The sequence below is a fragment of the Pseudomonas sp. URMO17WK12:I12 genome, assembly GCF_000514395.1.
GTDB classification, from domain to species: Bacteria; Pseudomonadota; Gammaproteobacteria; order Pseudomonadales; family Pseudomonadaceae; genus Aquipseudomonas; species Aquipseudomonas mucoides.
This window is the reverse complement of the sequence record NZ_KI911392.1, coordinates 286,816-304,723: the sequence shown is the minus strand read 5'-3', so window position 1 is coordinate 304,723 and position 17,908 is coordinate 286,816. Positions and strand designations below refer to the sequence as shown.

18 protein-coding genes are annotated in these 17,908 nt (G+C 57.8%); 11 read left to right on the top strand and 7 right to left on the bottom strand.

What is annotated here, in order from left to right:
* The first annotated feature begins 9 nt into the window (after positions 1–9).
* The 4 genes from rpoZ to D882_RS0128330 are packed head-to-tail and all read left to right on the top strand — an operon-like array spanning position 10 to position 3,641.
* Entirely contained in the window at positions 10–273 is a 264-nt protein-coding gene (rpoZ, locus tag D882_RS0128345; RefSeq protein ID WP_007894670.1) for a DNA-directed RNA polymerase subunit omega, read from the top strand.
* Positions 274–330: 57 nt separating this feature from the next.
* On the top strand, positions 331–2,436 hold the full coding sequence (spoT, locus tag D882_RS0128340; RefSeq protein WP_027926347.1) for a bifunctional GTP diphosphokinase/guanosine-3',5'-bis pyrophosphate 3'-pyrophosphohydrolase: 2,106 nt from the start codon (positions 331–333) through the stop codon (positions 2,434–2,436).
* Positions 2,437–2,461: 25 nt separating this feature from the next.
* Positions 2,462–2,842 (top strand): RidA family protein, encoded by a 381-nt coding sequence (locus tag D882_RS0128335; protein WP_003229509.1) that lies wholly within the window; start codon positions 2,462–2,464, stop codon positions 2,840–2,842.
* A gap of 58 nt (positions 2,843–2,900) precedes the next feature.
* A complete protein-coding gene (locus D882_RS0128330) occupies positions 2,901–3,641 on the top strand; it encodes a hypothetical protein (protein WP_027926346.1) in 741 nt (246 codons plus the stop codon).
* A gap of 151 nt (positions 3,642–3,792) precedes the next feature.
* On the opposite strand, the gene D882_RS0128325 is transcribed toward D882_RS0128330, so the two are convergent.
* Entirely contained in the window at positions 3,793–4,650 is an 858-nt protein-coding gene (locus D882_RS0128325) for an SDR family oxidoreductase (protein WP_027926345.1), read from the bottom strand.
* A gap of 189 nt (positions 4,651–4,839) precedes the next feature.
* Between D882_RS0128325 and exbB the strand changes: the two genes are divergently transcribed.
* The 6 genes from exbB to D882_RS0128295 all read left to right on the top strand — a co-directional run bounded on the left by exbB (position 4,840) and on the right by D882_RS0128295 (position 11,683).
* Complete coding sequence (gene exbB / locus D882_RS0128320; protein ID WP_027926344.1) at positions 4,840–5,808, top strand: tonB-system energizer ExbB; 969 nt, start codon at positions 4,840–4,842, stop codon at positions 5,806–5,808.
* 6 nt (positions 5,809–5,814) lie between these two features.
* Entirely contained in the window at positions 5,815–6,243 is a 429-nt protein-coding gene (gene exbD / locus D882_RS0128315) for a TonB system transport protein ExbD (protein ID WP_027926343.1), read from the top strand.
* Entirely contained in the window at positions 6,240–6,989 is a 750-nt protein-coding gene (locus D882_RS0128310; protein WP_027926342.1) for an energy transducer TonB, read from the top strand. Before exbD ends, D882_RS0128310 begins: the two co-directional genes overlap by 4 nt.
* A gap of 200 nt (positions 6,990–7,189) precedes the next feature.
* The gene (locus tag D882_RS0128305) at positions 7,190–8,119 is read left to right on the top strand and encodes a hydrogen peroxide-inducible genes activator (RefSeq protein WP_027926341.1); all 930 of its coding nucleotides are present in this window, start codon (positions 7,190–7,192) and stop codon (positions 8,117–8,119) included.
* 9 nt (positions 8,120–8,128) lie between these two features.
* Positions 8,129–10,204 carry an ATP-dependent DNA helicase RecG gene (recG, locus tag D882_RS0128300; RefSeq protein WP_027926340.1) on the top strand — a complete coding sequence of 692 codons (2,076 nt, stop codon included), beginning with the start codon at positions 8,129–8,131 and terminating at the stop codon, positions 10,202–10,204.
* 78 nt (positions 10,205–10,282) lie between these two features.
* Positions 10,283–11,683, top strand: a complete 1,401-nt coding sequence (locus tag D882_RS0128295; protein ID WP_027926339.1) for an aminoacyl-tRNA deacylase and HDOD domain-containing protein — start codon at positions 10,283–10,285, stop codon at positions 11,681–11,683.
* 75 nt (positions 11,684–11,758) lie between these two features.
* Here D882_RS0128295 and D882_RS1000000131710 read toward each other — a convergent pair whose 3' ends face one another.
* Positions 11,759–13,090, bottom strand: coding sequence for a delta-60 repeat domain-containing protein (locus tag D882_RS1000000131710; RefSeq protein ID WP_050590257.1), 1,332 nt, complete (start codon positions 13,088–13,090; stop codon positions 11,759–11,761).
* A 152-nt stretch (positions 13,091–13,242) separates the two neighbouring features.
* The gene (locus D882_RS0128285; protein ID WP_027926338.1) at positions 13,243–13,638 is read right to left on the bottom strand and encodes a helicase; all 396 of its coding nucleotides are present in this window, start codon (positions 13,636–13,638) and stop codon (positions 13,243–13,245) included.
* A 484-nt stretch (positions 13,639–14,122) separates the two neighbouring features.
* Between D882_RS0128285 and D882_RS0128280 the strand changes: the two genes are divergently transcribed.
* Entirely contained in the window at positions 14,123–14,506 is a 384-nt protein-coding gene (locus D882_RS0128280) for a DUF6124 family protein (RefSeq protein WP_027926337.1), read from the top strand.
* Between the two features lie 110 nt (positions 14,507–14,616).
* Here the strand turns inward: D882_RS0128280 and D882_RS0128275 are convergent, their stop codons facing one another.
* The 4 genes from D882_RS0128275 to D882_RS0128260 all read right to left on the bottom strand — a co-directional run bounded on the left by D882_RS0128275 (position 14,617) and on the right by D882_RS0128260 (position 17,908).
* On the bottom strand, positions 14,617–15,147 hold the full coding sequence (locus D882_RS0128275) for a hypothetical protein (protein WP_027926336.1): 531 nt from the start codon (positions 15,145–15,147) through the stop codon (positions 14,617–14,619).
* Between the two features lie 177 nt (positions 15,148–15,324).
* Positions 15,325–16,692 (bottom strand): lysozyme inhibitor LprI family protein, encoded by a 1,368-nt coding sequence (locus D882_RS0128270; protein WP_371258965.1) that lies wholly within the window; start codon positions 16,690–16,692, stop codon positions 15,325–15,327.
* A gap of 208 nt (positions 16,693–16,900) precedes the next feature.
* Positions 16,901–17,371, bottom strand: coding sequence for a hypothetical protein (locus tag D882_RS0128265; RefSeq protein ID WP_256218504.1), 471 nt, complete (start codon positions 17,369–17,371; stop codon positions 16,901–16,903).
* Between the two features lie 90 nt (positions 17,372–17,461).
* Entirely contained in the window at positions 17,462–17,908 is a 447-nt protein-coding gene (locus D882_RS0128260; protein ID WP_027926333.1) for a hypothetical protein, read from the bottom strand.

Sequence of the window (17,908 nt, the reverse complement as noted above, 5' to 3'; positions counted from 1 at the left end):
AGGAATACCATGGCCCGCGTAACCGTTGAAGACTGCCTGAACCACGTGGAAAACCGTTTTGAACTGGTCATGCTGTCCACCAAGCGTGCCCGTCAACTGGCCACCGGCGGCAAAGAGCCACTGGTACAGTGGGAAAACGACAAGCCTACCGTTGTAGCGCTGCGTGAAATCGCTGAAGGCCTGATGAGCTACGAGTTCATCGCCAACGCTGAAATCGTCGAAGACGAACCGCTGTTCGCAGCGTTCGAGGACGAGTCCAACGAGGCCGTCTAAGCCTATGCCTGGTCGACGTAGCACGGCGCGGGGTCACAGCGAACGGCAGGAGTTATCATGCCGAGCATAGACGCCCTCGCCGATCGCTTATCGACCTACCTCGGCAAGGACCAGGTCAACCTGGTTCGCCGAGCGTACTTCTACGCCGAACAAGCTCACGACGGTCAACGCCGCCGTAGCGGTGAGGCGTACGTCACGCACCCTCTTGCCGTGGCGAATATTCTTGCCGACATGCACATGGACCATCAGAGCCTGATGGCTGCGATGCTGCATGACGTGATCGAAGACACCGGTATTGCCAAAGAAGCGCTGCAAGCGCAGTTCGGTGAAACCGTGGCCGAACTGGTCGACGGGGTCAGCAAACTGACCCAGATGAACTTCGAGACCAAAGCCGAAGCCCAGGCCGAAAACTTCCAGAAAATGGCCATGGCCATGGCGCGCGACATTCGCGTGATCCTGGTCAAGCTCGCCGACCGCCTGCACAACATGCGCACGCTGGAAGTCCTGTCCGGTGAAAAGCGCCGGCGGATCGCCAAGGAAACCCTGGAAATCTATGCGCCCATTGCCAACCGGCTGGGCATGCACGCCATCCGCATAGAATTCGAAGACCTCGGCTTCAAGGCCATGCACCCGATGCGTTCCGCGCGGATCAACCAGGCCGTCAAGCGCGCCCGTGGCAACCGCAAGGAAATCGTCAACAAGATCGAAGAGTCCCTCAGCCACTGCCTGGCCGTCGACGGCATTCAGGGCGAGGTCAGCGGTCGCCAGAAACACCTCTACGGCATCTACAAGAAAATGCGCGGCAAGCGTCGGGCCTTCAACGAGATCATGGACGTCTATGCGTTCAGGATCATCGTCGACAAGGTCGACACCTGCTACCGCGTGCTGGGTGCTGTGCATAATTTGTACAAGCCGTTGCCGGGTCGCTTCAAGGACTACATCGCGATCCCCAAGGCCAACGGCTATCAGTCGTTGCACACCACGTTGTTCGGCATGCACGGCGTTCCGATCGAGATCCAGATCCGCACCCGTGAAATGGAAGAGATGGCCAACAACGGCATCGCCGCCCACTGGCTGTACAAATCCAGCGGCGACGAGCAGCCAAAAGGCACGCATGCCCGCGCCCGCCAGTGGGTCAAAGGCGTGCTGGAAATGCAGCAACGCGCCGGCAACTCGCTGGAATTCATCGAAAGCGTGAAGATCGACCTGTTCCCGGACGAGGTCTACGTGTTCACGCCCAAAGGCCGGATCATGGAGCTGCCCAAAGGCTCCACGGCGGTCGACTTCGCTTACGCGGTGCACACCGACGTGGGCAACAGCTGCATCGCCTGCCGGATCAATCGTCGTCTCGCACCGCTGTCCGAACCGCTGCAAAGCGGCTCCACGGTCGAGATCGTCAGCGCTCCCGGTGCGCGGCCGAACCCGGCGTGGCTCAACTTCGTGGTCACTGGCAAGGCGCGGACACACATCCGCCATGCACTGAAACTGCAACGCCGCTCCGAATCCATCAGCCTCGGCGAACGCCTGCTGAACAAGGTGCTGAACGGCTTCGACAGTTCGCTGGAAAAAATCCAGCCAGAGCGTGTTACGGCGATGCTTGCCGAGTACCGCCTCGAACTGATCGAAGACCTGCTGGAAGACATCGGCCTGGGCAATCGCATGGCGTACGTGGTCGCCCGCCGCCTGCTTGGCGAAGGCGAACAGTTGCCAAGCCCGGAAGGCCCGCTGGCGATTCGCGGCACCGAAGGTCTGGTCCTCAGTTACGCCAAGTGCTGCACGCCGATCCCGGGCGACCCGATTGTCGGCCACCTGTCCGCAGGCAAAGGCATGGTGGTGCACCTGGACAACTGCCGCAATATCAGCGAAATCCGCCACAACCCGGAAAAATGCATCCAGCTCTCGTGGGCCAAGGATGTCACCGGCGAATTCAACGTCGAGCTGCGCGTCGAGCTGGAACATCAGCGCGGCCTGATCGCCCTGCTGGCCAGCAGCGTCAACGCGGCCGACGGCAATATCGAAAAAATCAGCATGGACGAACGCGATGGTCGCATCAGCGTGGTCCAACTGGTGGTCAGCGTGCACGACCGCGTGCACCTGGCTCGCGTGATCAAGAAACTGCGTGCCTTGACCGGGGTGATTCGCATCACCCGCATGCGTGCGTAAAGCCCACTCTTACAAGGAGTCATTCATGACCAAGACTGTTATCACCAGCGACAAGGCCCCGGCTGCCATCGGTACTTACTCCCAGGCGATCAAGGCTGGCAACACTGTTTACATGTCGGGTCAGATTCCTCTGGACCCAAAAACCATGGAACTGGTTGAAGGCTTCGAAGCCCAGACTGTCCAGGTGTTCGAGAACCTCAAAGCCGTGGCCGAAGCGGCCGGTGGCTCGTTCAAAGACATCGTCAAACTGAACATCTTCCTCACCGACCTGAGCCACTTCGCCAAGGTCAACGAGATCATGGGCAAGTACTTTGACCAGCCTTACCCTGCCCGCGCCGCCATCGGCGTGGCTGCCCTGCCAAAGGGTTCGCAGGTTGAGATGGATGCCATTCTGGTCATCGAGTAATGCGTCCGGCGCAGCCCTCTTAAAGGCTGCGCCGATCTTGTCTTGAAAGGATTCCACCATGCGCCATGCGCTAGCCCTCTCGCTGGTCGCCCTACTCTTGGGCGGTTGTGCCAGCAACCCTGCCGATCGTGACATCAGCGGCACCTGGATCAATCAGGTGGCGATTGACACTGCAGCCAAAGGCGCTCCCCTGCGCGAAGCGCTCCAGGCCTATGGCCCGAATCTGGAATGGGACGTCAACACCAAGGCCGGTCAGGCCCGCTATACCAACGGTTTTGAAAATGTCGACGGCAAGCTGCTGGGCGAAGAGTCCGGCGCCTGGAAGATCGAGTTTTACGGCAGTTCCGGCAGTGAGCTGAAACGCGACGGCAAGCAACTGCGCCAGGCTGCACTCGATAACGAACCTGCCCAGGTTTTCGACCGCGCGCAGATCCAGGTACCGGAAGGTGCGCCGGTGGGTGCGACCTTCGAACGTGCGCTGTATACGGCGTACATGGGTGGCAACTGGAATATTGTCAGCGGTCAGGGCGAAGGCAATACCGTGCAATTCCAGGCTGATGGCCAGGTGGCCGGCCTGCCCGGCGCAGACCGCTATGCCTTGTGCCTGGCGGGCGATTGCGCGTCGATGAGCGGCGGCAACGACAACATGTGGCTGCAACTGAACGGCCAAGGCAACACCTGGATCTTTGCGCGCAAGGGCAAGGAGCTGGAAATCTTCCAGGCGGTGAACACCGCACAGGCTGACGAAATGCCGCAGTTCACCCCGGGCGACCGCAAATGGTTGCTGGAAAAGCAGTAACCCGATCTCAGCTACAACGAAGATCAAATGTGGGAGCGACGGTGCGACCTGCTCGCGATAGCGGTTTAACAGCCAACAGAAATGTTGAATGTTATGGCCCCTTCGCGAACAGGTCGCACCGTCGCTCCCACAGTTTTGTGGTCACTGGGAGTCAGCTGCGGCCTTCGAGAATGGCGGCATAACCTTCGCGATAGCTTGGGTACTTCGGTGTCCAACCCAAGGCTTTGGCCCGCGCATTACTGCAACGCTTGCTGCCCGTGCGCCGCACGCTCGAGTCTTCATCCCACTCCGTCACGCCCAGATACTCGCGCAACCAGCCCACCACTTCGGCCAACGGTGCAGGCGCATCGTCGACGCCGATATAAATGTCATCCAGCGCCACACCACGACGATCCGCTTCCAGCAAATACGCCATCAACCCCGCCGCATCGTCGGCGTGAATACGGTTGGCGTACAACGGCGGATCGACTGCCACGCGATAACCGCGACGAACCTGTGTCAGCAGCCATTCGCGGCCCGGCCCGTAGATGCCGGTCAAGCGCAGAATGCTCGCCGGGATGCCGCTTTGCAGTGCCACCCGCTCAGCCTCCAGCATCAAACGACCTGAATAGCCGGTGGCAATGGTCGGCGAAGTCTCATCGACCCATTCACCCTCCTGCTGGCCATACACACTGCTGCTGGACACAAACAGCAGTCGCTCTGGCACTTGGCCGTAGTCGCTCAGCCACTCCAGCACATGCTCCAAGCCCTGCACATACGCAGCGCGATAACCGGCTTCATCGTGATCGGTAGCCGCCGCGCAATACACCAGGTAATCCACCGCACCGATGGGCCAGGTCTCGGGACAGTCCTCTTTGAACAAGTCGCCGGCAACGCCAATGACGCCCTCGGGCAGGCGTGAAACGTCACGTCTCAGGCCATGGACCTCCCACCCGCCAGCCACCAATTGCGCGGCCAGGCGACTGCCGACATCACCGCAACCGGCGATCAAAACTGAGGGTGTGGACATCGAAAAACTCCTATCGGAAAGCCGCAGACTAGCGCCGACACAAGACGAGCGGCTAGTAATGCAGGAAAAAAAGAGACTCTATTACTTTTGTTAACAAGAATTAATTGCAATAATGCACGCCACTTTTGTTCTCGGCCTCGCGAGGCCTGGAAGAACATTAACCGTCTTTTTCTCTCAGGTCCGGCCAGCATGACACGCAATCAATTCTCCGCTTCGCCAACCAAACGACCTCGCGCCTGGAGCGCAGTGGCCGCTCTGCTGCTGAGCCTGATGCTCGCGCCGACCGCCGCATTCGCTGACGCACAAGCACCTGCCGCGCCGGCTGCCGCCGCGACTCCTGCACCCGCCGATCACGCCCCCCCTGTCGCCGCGCCAGCCGCGACCGATCCGGCTCAGGCGGTTGACGCTGCGGACGTTCCTGAAGTGCTCGAAGCCGACAACTCCCTGGGCATGGCCCACGACCTGTCGCCGTGGGGCATGTACCAGAACGCCGATATTATCGTGAAAATCGTGATGATCGGTCTGGCCATTGCTTCGATCATCACCTGGACCATCTGGATCGCCAAGGGCCTTGAACTGATGGGCGCCAAGCGTCGTCTGCGCAGCGAAATCGTCCACCTGAAAAAAGCCACCACCCTTAAAGAAGCCAGCGCGACCGCTACCAAGGCAGGCACCCTCGCCAACCTGTTGGTGCATGACGCCCTGGAAGAGATGCGCCTGTCGGTCAACAGCCGCGAAAAAGAAGGCATCAAGGAACGTGTTGCCTTCCGTCTCGAGCGCCTGGTAGCGGCGTGCGGTCGCAACATGAGCAGCGGCACCGGCGTCCTCGCCACCATCGGTTCCACCGCGCCGTTCGTGGGTCTGTTCGGCACCGTGTGGGGCATCATGAACAGCTTCATCGGCATCGCCAAAACCCAGACCACCAACCTCGCTGTCGTGGCGCCCGGTATCGCCGAAGCCCTGCTGGCGACCGCGCTGGGTCTGGTGGCAGCGATCCCGGCCGTGGTGATCTATAACGTCTTCGCCCGCTCCATTGCCGGTTACAAGGCTCAAGTGTCCGACGCTTCGGCTGAAGTCCTGCTGCTGGTCAGCCGTGACCTCGATCACCTGCCGACCACCGAGCGCTCCACGCAACCGCACATGGTCAAAGTAGGGTAATCAGCCATGGGCTTGCATTTGAGAGAAGGCGCAGACGACGATCTGGCCGAGAACCACGAAATCAACGTCACGCCGTTCATCGACGTGATGCTGGTGCTGTTGATTATCTTCATGGTGGCCGCCCCGCTGGCCACCGTGGACATCAAGGTCGACCTGCCCGCCTCCACCGCCAAACCGGCACCACGTCCGGAAAAACCAGTGTTCCTCAGTGTCAAGGCTGACCAGCGCCTGTTCCTCGGCGAAGAAGAAGTGAAGGCCGAAGCCCTCGGCGCCACACTGGACGCCAAGACAAAGGGCAAGAAAGACACAACGATCTTCTTCCAGGCTGACAAAGGCGTGGATTACGGCGACCTGATGAGCGTGATGGATAACCTGCGCTCCGCCGGTTACCTGAAGGTGGGTCTGGTCGGGCTCGAGTCGGCAGTCAAGAAATGATCACGACGCGCCATAAGCTGACGCGTTACAGCGCGAGCCTGGCCGTGGTGCTGGGCGTTCATGCACTGGCCATCGCGCTGGCGCTGAACTGGACGTCGCGCCCGCCGATTGAGCTGCCGCCGCAGGCCATGATGGTTGAGCTGGCACCGGTCCCGGCGCCGCCACCGCCCGCGCCGCCGAAGGTCATCACGCCGCCGCAGCCACCGGCCCCGGTGGAAGAACTGCCGATCCCGAAACTGGCTGAGGCGCCGAAAGCCGAGATTGCCGTGCCCAAGCCGGTCAAACCCAAGCCCAAGCCGCAACCGCCCAAGCCCGTGGAAAAGAAGCCGGAGCCGCCGAAGGAAAAGCCGTCCGAGGCTAAACCGAGCGACGCACAACCGACTCAGGCGCCTACCAAACAATCCGCACAACCGGCACCGGGTCCATCGCCGGCGCAGCAGGCTGCCAAGGCCAGCTGGCAAAGCGAATTGCTCGCTCACCTCGCCAAACACAAGAAATACCCGGACGCTGCACGGCTGCGGAACAAGGAAGGCGTGAACCGTTTGCGCTTTGTCGTGGATGCGCAAGGGAATGTGTTGTCATTCCAACTGGAGAGCCCTTCCGGCAATTCCGATCTGGACCGCGCCACCTTGCAAATGATCCGTGACGCCCAGCCGCTGCCCAAGCCACCGGCTGACATGCTCACCAACGGCACTATCGAAATCACGGCCCCGTTCCTGTATTCCATAGACAAACGCCGCCGCTAGAAGCAATACCGAGCCAAGCTCGCTCCCACAGGGTTCTCCCCCAGCAGGAATGTCCGCGATAAGGCACCGAAAGGTGCCTTTCGCGTATCTGCCAGCGGCAAACACGCATTACCCAGTGTCACTCAACACACTCACTCTGATAACGTGCGTCTATCGATTGCAGCCGTTATGCTTGGCGCGCAACTTCATGGACGCTTGCTATGACTCTCACAGAATTACGCTACATCGTTACCCTCGCCCAAGAGCAGCATTTCGGCCATGCGGCCGAGCGTTGCCACGTCAGTCAACCGACCCTGTCGGTGGGCGTGAAAAAGCTTGAAGACGAACTCGGTGTGCTGATTTTCGAGCGCAGCAAGAGCGCCGTGCGCCTGACTCCGGTCGGCGAAGGCATCGTGGCCCAGGCGCAAAAAGTCCTGGAACAAGCCCAAGGCATCCGCGAACTGGCCCAGGCCGGTAAAAACCAGCTGACTGCCCCGCTGAAAGTCGGCGCCATCTACACCGTCGGCCCGTACCTGTTCCCGCACCTGATTCCGCAACTGCACCGGGTCGCCCCGCAGATGCCGTTGTACATCGAAGAAAACTTCACCCACGTGCTGCGCGACAAACTGCGCAACGGCGAGCTCGACGCGATCATCATCGCCCTGCCATTCAACGAAGCCGACGTCCTGACCTTGCAGCTCTACGACGAGCCGTTCTACGTCCTGATGCCGGCCCAGCACCCGTGGACGCAAAAAGAATCCATTGACGCCAGCCTGCTCAACGACAAGAGCCTGCTGCTGCTCGGCGAAGGCCACTGCTTCCGCGATCAAGTGCTGGAAGCCTGCCCGACCCTGACCAAAGGCAACGACGGCGCCAAACACACCACGGTGGAATCCAGCTCCCTGGAAACCATTCGCCACATGGTCGCTTCCGGCCTCGGCATCTCGATCCTGCCGCTGTCGGCCGTCGACAGCCATCACTACGCCCCCGGCGTGATCGAAGTGCGCCCATTGACGCCGCCGGTGCCGTTCCGCACCGTGGCCATCGCCTGGCGCGCCAGCTTCCCGCGGCCGAAGGCGATTGAAATCCTCGCTGACTCCATTCGCCTGTGCTCGGTGGCCAAGCCGTCCGTGCCGGTGGTGGCGGCGTAAGTTGCTGTCATGACCGAGTTGTCGCAAGTGTCGGTGACGGCACTCAAGGGTGTCGGCGAGGCCATGGCCGAGAAGCTGGCCAAGGTCGGCCTGGAGAATCTTCAGGACGTGCTGTTTCACCTGCCGCTGCGCTATCAGGACCGCACTCGCGTGGTCCCGATCGGCCATTTGCGACCGGGGCAAGACGCCGTGATCGAAGGCACCGTCAGCGGCGCCGATGTGGTCATGGGCCGTCGCCGCAGCCTCGTCGTGCGCCTGCAAGACGGCACCGGCGGGCTCAGCCTGCGCTTCTACCATTTCAGCAATGCACAGAAAGAAGGCCTCAAACGCGGCACGCGGATTCGCTGCTACGGCGAAGCGCGGCCCGGTGCGTCGGGTCTGGAAATCTACCACCCGGAATACCGCGCCATTACCGGCGACGAGCCACCGCCGGTGGACGAAACCCTGACCCCGGTCTACCCGCTCACCGAAGGCCTGACCCAGCAGCGCTTGCGCCAACTGTGCATGCAAACCCTGACCATGCTCGGCCCGACCAGCCTGCCCGACTGGCTGCCGACCGAACTCGCTCGTGACTATCAACTCGCGCCGCTGGCCGATGCGATCCGCTACCTGCATCACCCGCCTGCCGATGCCGACGTCGATGAACTCGCCCTCGGCCATCACTGGGCGCAGCACCGCCTGGCCTTTGAAGAGTTGCTGACCCATCAACTGTCCCAGCAACGGCTGCGGGAAAGCATGCGTTCCCTGCGCGCACCGGCCATGCCAAAAGCCACCCAACTCCCGGCCAAGTACCTGGCCAATCTGGGCTTCGCACCGACCGGCGCACAGCAACGGGTCGGCAACGAAATCGCCTACGACCTGAGCCAGCACGAACCGATGCTGCGGCTGATTCAGGGCGACGTTGGCGCCGGTAAAACCGTGGTCGCCGCCCTCGCCGCGCTTCAGGCGTTGGAGGCCGGTTACCAGGTCGCGCTGATGGCGCCCACCGAGATCCTCGCCGAGCAGCACTTCATCACCTTCAAGCGCTGGCTCGAACCGCTGGGCATTGAAGTCGCGTGGCTGGCCGGCAAGCTCAAGGGCAAAAACCGCGTGGCCGCGCTGGAGCAGATCGCCAATGGCGCACCCATGGTGGTCGGCACTCACGCGTTGTTCCAGGAGGAAGTGCAGTTCAAGAACCTCGCGCTGGTGATCATCGACGAACAACACCGCTTCGGCGTGCAGCAGCGTCTGGCGTTACGACAGAAAGGTGTCGGCGGGCGCATGTGTCCGCATCAACTGATCATGACCGCCACACCGATTCCGCGGACGCTGGCCATGAGCGCCTACGCCGACCTCGACACCTCGATCCTCGACGAACTGCCGCCCGGCCGGACCCCGGTCAACACCGTGTTGATCACCGACACCCGGCGCGTTGAAGTCATCGAACGGGTGCGCGGCGCCTGTGCCGAAGGGCGTCAGGCCTATTGGGTGTGCACGCTGATTGAAGAGTCAGAAGAGCTGACCTGCCAGGCCGCCGAAACCACTTACGAAGACCTCACCGCCGCCCTCGGCGAGTTGAAGGTCGGGCTGATCCACGGCCGCATGAAGCCGGTGGAAAAAGCCGCCGTGATGGCCGAATTCAAGGCCGGCAACCTGCAACTGCTGGTTGCGACCACCGTGATCGAAGTCGGCGTCGACGTCCCGAACGCCAGCCTGATGATCATCGAAAACCCTGAACGCCTCGGCCTCGCGCAATTGCACCAGTTGCGTGGCCGTGTCGGTCGAGGCAGCGCGGCCAGCCATTGCGTGCTGCTTTACCATCCGCCGCTGTCGCAAATCGGTCGTCAACGCCTCGGTATCATGCGTGAAACCAACGACGGTTTTGTCATCGCCGAAAAGGACCTCGAACTGCGCGGCCCCGGCGAAATGCTCGGCACGCGCCAGACCGGCCTACTGCAATTCAAGGTCGCCGACCTGATGCGTGATGCCGATTTATTGCCCGCCGTGCGCGACGCCGCCCAGGCATTGCTGGAGCGCTGGCCGGACCACGTCAGCCCGCTGCTCGACCGCTGGCTGCGCCATGGGCAGCAATACGGCCAAGTGTGAGCACCGTCGCAGTTTGTGGACGATGCTTTTAAACAAGCTGGTTATACTCCTGCAATTGTTTGAATACGGATACAGACCATGACTGAAGCTGCCCTCGCCCCGGAACCCCTGCACGCTCCGTCTGTTATTCGGTTGCTGCTGGGCAAGCTGGGCATTGCCTACGAAGAAGTGCTGGACCACCACGGCTTGAACGCCTCGCGCAAAGTACAGGCCGTGTTGCTGGACGACGCCGTCGGCGCGCTGATGGTGCTGTTTGCGCAAAGCCAATTGCTCGACCTCAATCGCCTCGCTGAACTGACCGGCCGCCGCCTCACTGCCGTGCCCACCGAACGCTTGGTGAAGATGCTCGGCAAACACAGCTTGAGCCTGTTACCCGGCCTGCCGGCGTTGACCAGTTCGCCGTGCCTGTACGAAGAAAGCCTGCTGCGCCAACCGAAGTTGCTGATCAACTCGGGCGAGCCGGGCCTGCTGCTGGAAATCACCAGCGAAGATTTCAAGACCATGCTGACCAAGGCCAGCGCCGCCAACTTCGGCGAGAACCTGACCAGCATCCGCCCCAACCTCGACCGTCCCGACGATGACCGCAAGGAAATCACCCAGGCCGTTCAAGTGTTCACCGCGCGACGCATCCAGCAACGCCTGGAAGAGACCATCGAGATTCCGCCGCTGGCCGAGACCGCACAGAAAATCATCAAACTGCGCGTCGACCCCAACGCCACCATCGACGACATCACCGGCGTCGTCGAAACCGATCCGGCGCTGGCCGCGCAAGTCGTCAGCTGGGCCGCGTCGCCGTACTACGCCTCGCCGGGCAAGATTCGTTCAGTAGAAGACGCGATTGTGCGGGTCCTGGGTTTCGACCTGGTGATCAACCTCGCGCTCGGCCTGGCTCTGGGCAAAACCCTGAGCCTGCCCAAAGACCACCCGCAACACGCCACGCCGTACTGGCAGCAATCGATCTACACCGCCGCCGTCATCGAAGGCCTGACCCGCGCCATGCCGCGCGCCCAGCGCCCGGAAGCCGGCCTGACCTACCTCGCCGGCCTGCTGCACAACTTCGGCTACTTGTTGCTGGCCCACGTCTTCCCGCCGCATTTCTCACTGATCTGCCGCCACCTGGAAGTCAACCAGCACCTGTGCCACAGCTACGTCGAGCAACACCTGCTCGGCATCAGCCGCGAACAGATCGGCTCATGGCTGATGCGCTACTGGGACATGCCCGACGAACTGGCCACCGCCCTGCGCTTCCAGCACGACCCGCACTACGACGGCGACTACGCCGAATACCCGAACCTCGTGTGTTTGGCGGTGCGTTTGCTGCGTAGTCGTGGGATTGGCTCCGGGCCGGATGAAGACATCCCCGACGCCCTGCTGGAACGCGTCGGCCTGAGCCGCGACAAAGCCAACGACGTGGTCAGCAAAGTTCTAGAGGCTGAAGTGCTGCTGCGCGAACTGGCTTCGCAATTCACACAGGCCTAAAAAAAACCGCTCCCACACTCGGTCTAATGTGGGAGCGGGCTTGCTCGCGAAGATTTCAACCACTGGCAGTTACCATTAACTGAAATAACACGCCACCGTACCCTCTGTGTTGGCGTAGTCGGAGTCGGAATAGGTCACGATAATTCTTCCGTCCGTCCGTAGGGCAATCCCCCGGCCATAGCTCTTCTCGTCAATGGTGATCAAACCGCCATTTGCGAACCCTAAATCGCTCTGACCGCTTGGCAAAATGCGGGCAACGTAATCCGTTCTTTTCTGCGAATCAGATGAGAGGCCGGCCCCTAACACTACAATTTTATTGTCCGGCTGCGATAAGCATTTGTTCCAGGCAACTCGTTTCAGATCGTTGAAAAACAATGGGTTTCCATTGTTGAAGTCCGCTCGAAAATTGCCATCGTTATTCAGAACAATAATAAACGGTTCACCATCCACTTTTCCGTAATCCGAATTGGCTCCCACTGCCAATATCCCATTTCCGTCGGACTGCGGGGTGATCGAATTAAGTACCATTGGCACAGTGGCACTCCCGTGAATAACGACTATTCCGTTCTTTCCAGGTCCAAATTCTTTATCACAGCCACCCCACTGGTCATAACGCATTACATACGCATGTTGTAGGTTGCCATCAGGGTAATTGCCGCAAACCAGAACCTTACTGTCCGCCTGAATCGCTACACCGTGCACGTCGGTTGCATGTTCGGTCAAATCCGGCAAATCGACATAGGTAAAGCCGGACCCATTGAAACTAAAATCCAGCTTGCCGAACGTATCAAGGCGAAAAACAATGCCTCTCCACTTGACTGAACTGAAAAAAACTTCGCTACCCAGGACGATCTTGCCCTTGTGAACAGCTGCCGATAAGTTTAAAAAAATTGGTTTAGAGGAGATGCCTTGCTGCTCGTCAGCTTTGCGCAACCTAACCATTGAGTCTTCGCCTGGATGACTTAATAGTTCGTCTACGCTGATGATGCTCATCCCACCATCGCCGTAGGTATTGTCGGTTTCACCGTTTTCGTTTTGTCGAATGACGGCCAATTTACTAATGCTTTCTCCACCCGATTGACTCCGCAGCCACCCGACCACTAGCCATCCGCCAACCTCCAGACCAAAAAGAAACTCCGGATGAAAGACTGCGCCGTCTCGTGAAGGCAACTCAACGACACCGAACGCTTGGTCTAACTCTCCATCCTCAGTCAAGCGCACCAATGTGGCTGATATGGCTTGTGATGAAAAAGCACCGATAGCAACCAGTAACTTCTTATCGTCAAGAGCGAGAACTGCGGCAGGTTTGATGCCGGTAATATCTAGAAATGGCAGCTTAGCCTTCCCGTTCACCGCGAATCCCGGATCGAGGGTTCCCGGGGCTTGAATATTTTGTATCTGGCTCATGTTTGCACTCCATTTTCAATGAACAAAGCTGCCCAAAGGACACCGATATCAGTGAAACATGAGCGCATCACAGCCAGCACCTGTCAAAAATGACAGCGCTAGTGTCTTTACAAGCCTAAATATCGGCTTATGGAGCCAAAAAAAACCGGAGGCTATTTTAATGAGCGGGCAGCAGCAGGCTTCTTCCGCGGCTTCAAATACTTGGTCAACCCCTGAAACCAGATCACCAACGCCGGATTCCCTTTGATCTGAATCGACTTGTCCTGAATCCCCGTCATAAACGCCAACTGCTTGTTCTTCGCCTGCATCGTGGCAAAGCCATACGCCGCATCCTTGAACGCAATCGCAAACGCCGGCTCGGCATACACGCCCGATTTGCTGGTAATCCGCTGGTCCTTCACAAAGAAATGCCGCGCCACCTTCCCGTCCTGGGTCTGTAATTGGAATACAAGCTCCTTGTCACCCAACTGCTGCTGAAACGCAGGATTAGTCCGACAGGCCTTACCCATCAACAAACCCAGCATCCACAGAAGAAAACGAAATTTCATGCGCACAGCCTCAAGAGAAAAGTGAACGGCCGGCGCAGTGTAGCGGCTTCGGACGATAACGACAGCATCGCACTGCGTTAGAAGAAGATGATGCGCTTTTTGACGCCGATGACTACCAAGTCATTGACGAAACGCCTGTGTTTAAAAGCGTGGAAGATTTGGTGTTTCTACGCTCGACGCTATCGGAAGTTTCCTTCAACACGTGGGGTTGTTCGTGAACTAGGCAGCTTTGCGCTCGGCCGATAGTCTTTGTTGGTCGCCGCAAAATCGGTGACACGGACGTGCAAGTCCGGCGGGATACACAATGGTTATGGCAATTCATCGAGCATTTTCCTATGCTCGCGAACCGTTATGGCAGTTGTGTATGGGAGACCTTCGGGTCTGCCGGGAATCCCGCTCGGTCTTGCACACCTATGCACAGCTGCCACCTCTTTCGAAGTGCAAGCGAAACGGTGTCGGCTCCTTAATTACGGGATATACACCTTTGATCAAGCCAACACCGAATCCACCAGAACACGAAGACACATCCCCCTACGAATCCCTCGATTCGAAGAAACTCCACGAAGCCGCCGAACGCGCCCTCAACCACCATTTCGCCCCACCGCCCAGCGAGAAACCCAAGCCTCGCAAAGGCAACCTCTTCAGCGTCTCCCCCGACATCGACACCGAAGCCCTCCTGGCCAACGCCTCGGAAGACCTGCTGTCCATCAGCGCCATCGCCGCCAACCTGGCCGACGATGTGGAAGGTACGCTGCGCTCCGTAGCCCTAGCGATCAGCAGAATGTCGGATGGGGTTCGGTTGTTGGTGGAGCGAGCGCTGGATCATATTGATACGCCGAATCCGGCGGAGCATCGGGCGAAGGTGTAGCGGAAAATGAGGGGATGAGTTTATTCATTGAACTCATCCCCTTTTATCTAATTCGCCAACTTCGAAAGCCAATGCATCAAGGCCTGGGAGGGATTCCCATCACGTAACATCTATGGAAACCCTTTATTTCGGCTTTTTTCATAATCGTCCGCACCCTCGGGAACGATCAGCTCATCCCAGACCAAGTAGACCTTTGCACCAATGCCCGTTTGCACGTAATACGCGGGCGAATATCCTCGTGTATCCGTTTCAAAATAGACGGGAACCGGGTTATTTGAGAACACCACTGCCATGTTTACGTGCTTCACAGGTGACTCTGGGCCAGCGAGAATCCTGACTTGAACGAGCGAAATCCGAGGAAACAGCATTACCCAAGGATCATTGATTTGGCCAAGGTCAACGATGCCTGGAAGGATTAGAGCTCGCGGCGTGAAGTCACTCAAATCCCATTCGTCTCCACCTGCGCGCAGAGAAACAATGGGTTCCTGATCAGAAAAATCAGGGATCTCCTGGCTGACAAGCGCAGTGCCATTCTCGATACGGTTTTCTACGACAGTGCTTGTGGTTCCTCTTTCGCGACCGGCATCACCGCATGCGCCGAGCAAAAGAAAAGTAAGTAACCAAAAAAGCTTCATCATCATTACGATTCCTGACCATCAACTTCAATTTTTGGAGGTTGGTAACTCTCCTCAATATCTTCTCCTGCCACATGCGTTAGCTTTCGAAACAAGGGGACAAGTAAGAGATCTGTTCCCTTTTTGTTGTCGATCGACCAGCTGAACGCCCCTTCTTCAATGTTTATAGCTGCGCAGCGAAATTCACAGGCAGTGGCTGGCCGTTACGTCTGAGCCTTGCGAAAGCAAACGCTTCACGCTGTCACTACCCTGCGGGCTACCTTTGTCGGCTGACAGCTGATAACAGGCCAACGCCCGGGACATATCTTTCGTTCCCAACTGGCCACTCTCAAAAGAAAAACCCAAATAGTTCATCGCATCTGTGGAACCCATGGAAACCGCACGAAAAACTTCCCTCTCCGCCTGCTCGGGATGCAAGCAAGGGCCGTCATAGTCGGTGGAGTTACCGTTACAGTAATAAGTGGCATAACCCAGCGCCCCGTCTGGCAGTGTCGTCGCTGCCGCTTTAAACAACGCCTCAACCTTGCTGGTTTCTAGCTGAGGAGCCATCTGCGAAAGACTCAATCTTGCCGCCGACAAACTCGCCTGTGGATCCCCCGACTCGGCAGCACAAACATAGTTTTCCAAGGACGCTTCAATCAACTCCTTAGTGAGGCGGTATTGCTCAAGAAACCCTAACCCACCCAAGCCCTCAGCACGTTGATAACAGACGTTCTCGACACGGCTCATTCCGGGTCTACCGGATGCGACAAGCTCCTTCTCGCTGATCGACCAATCCTCAATCCCCACCAGCGACCAGCACGACTTTTTAGCAAAGTTAAAAATCTTGATGTTGCTGTTACCGGCCCGTTTATCCACAACGTTCATATGAGTGTCATCGACTGTTTCGATCTCAACCCCTTCAGTTGTGCCTTCCATCGCGGCCATCAACGGAAACGCCAAACTGGAGCCTGTTTCCGCAGTGATTTGCGGTTCAAATCGACCTGGATCTGAGGTACGTTTCAACACCAATATTTTCACCGCCAGTGCGGTTAGGCGCTTCTGGGACTCGGCATTGGCGGAAAATGCTGGCAGAAACTGCGCGAAGTCCGAGGATGGACACGAAGCACTTCCCCCGCGCCCACCGCCTGAACGGCCCACAGTCTCAGGCGCAATCCCGTCCAAATAAGTCGAACGCTCCCGACTCATTTTTGCAATGCAATTGTTCACAACCGCCACATGAGCAGGCTTGGCTGAATCAATCTCGAACGCCTCTACGGTGCAATTCGTATCCCGTAATTTGATCCACGCACGCTGGGATTCCTTTACCTGCGTCGAATACTCCGCCCCTAATTTCGGGTTAACTGAATATTGAGATTCAAGCCTTGCCATCAGTTGGTGATAACTCGTATTCAACTGAGAATCGGCGGAATTCTTTGCAGCCTCGGAACAGGGGGCAATCTGCGAGCTAGATCTGATTTCACTGCAGTCGTCTTGGGCTAATGCGGCTGAAACCGGCAGTAGCACTAACGCGATTAGCACGCTGTTTAACCCTAAAATAATGCGTTTCACTTTCTTCAATCCTTGATTATGGAACATACTGTTTTTAAGTTTATTTCAGCTACTTTGATGGCGGAGCAACCGCGATTTGCCTGGCACGATCTAGGGTCAGACGAATCAAGCAACTAGCAGATTGCTCACCATATATAAAAGGAAAAGGGGACGGATTTATTTATTGGAGACCGCATATCATAAATAAATCCGTCCCCTTTTCAGTGGCTTACTCGGATTGCCCCTCATAGCGTTGTGTCTGAGGATTGAAACGCCACCGATGCGGACGGGTCATTGCTTTGTCATCCTTGTATCGAATCTGGTCGCTGGAGTTTCTGATGTAGGAGTAGATCTCGATCTCCTTGAAATCGCCGCCGTCCTTGGGAGAGTCATCCAACACCTTGACCCCGGCAAAGTAATCACCACCCGCATGCTTCAGGTAGCCTCGGCACTGAATCAGAAAGGCGAATGTGCTGTCCATGGACGAACCGATACCTACACGGGAGTTGAAGATGAAATCTTCGACGCCATCGCCATTGAGATCGCCGCGATACACGACGTGACCCGGATCAACAGAGAACTCTTTCCCATCGGAGCTCGAAAGTATGTCTTCGAGACTTTCGCCGCCATCCGACCATTGTGAAAGGAAGTATTTGGAGTCGTTCCCAGGATCGCAAAGACCCGATGCCATGGCTGTCATTGGCATCCAACTCACGAGTAATAAAAACAGTCTATTCAAAACGAAATTTCTCCCCGTGCTCAATCCTTGATTCGTACCGGCTCTACGCTTCTAAAAGCGCGTCACGCATTGCTTTGGAACATTCATTTCCCAGTAAGTACTGATCAACGCTTTACGTTTGCTCTCTATTCGAAGATTGACGAAACCATCGCCGCAATCGGGCTGCAACTCCTCAAAGGTGCTGGATTTTTGGTGGTAAATAAAAATCCTGTAGTAATCGAAAGTGCCCATTCCGTCATCGATTTGCGAGACCGCGAAATCCTTCACACCGTCGAAATTGAAATCGTTGATCTGCATATGCAGGTCGTTTTCAGCTTGAAAATCGATTGTTCGGGAATCGTTATGGGCCTCGTTTTTAACGGTGACTGTTAGCATAGGACCTTCCAACACGAGCGTCGCTGCGACGTTTTTTGTTGGGCTGAATGTAATTACTTCAGCAAACACTGGTGCCGCCCCCAGCAGGCCGAGCAATGATAGGGCTAGATACTTGTATCGCAT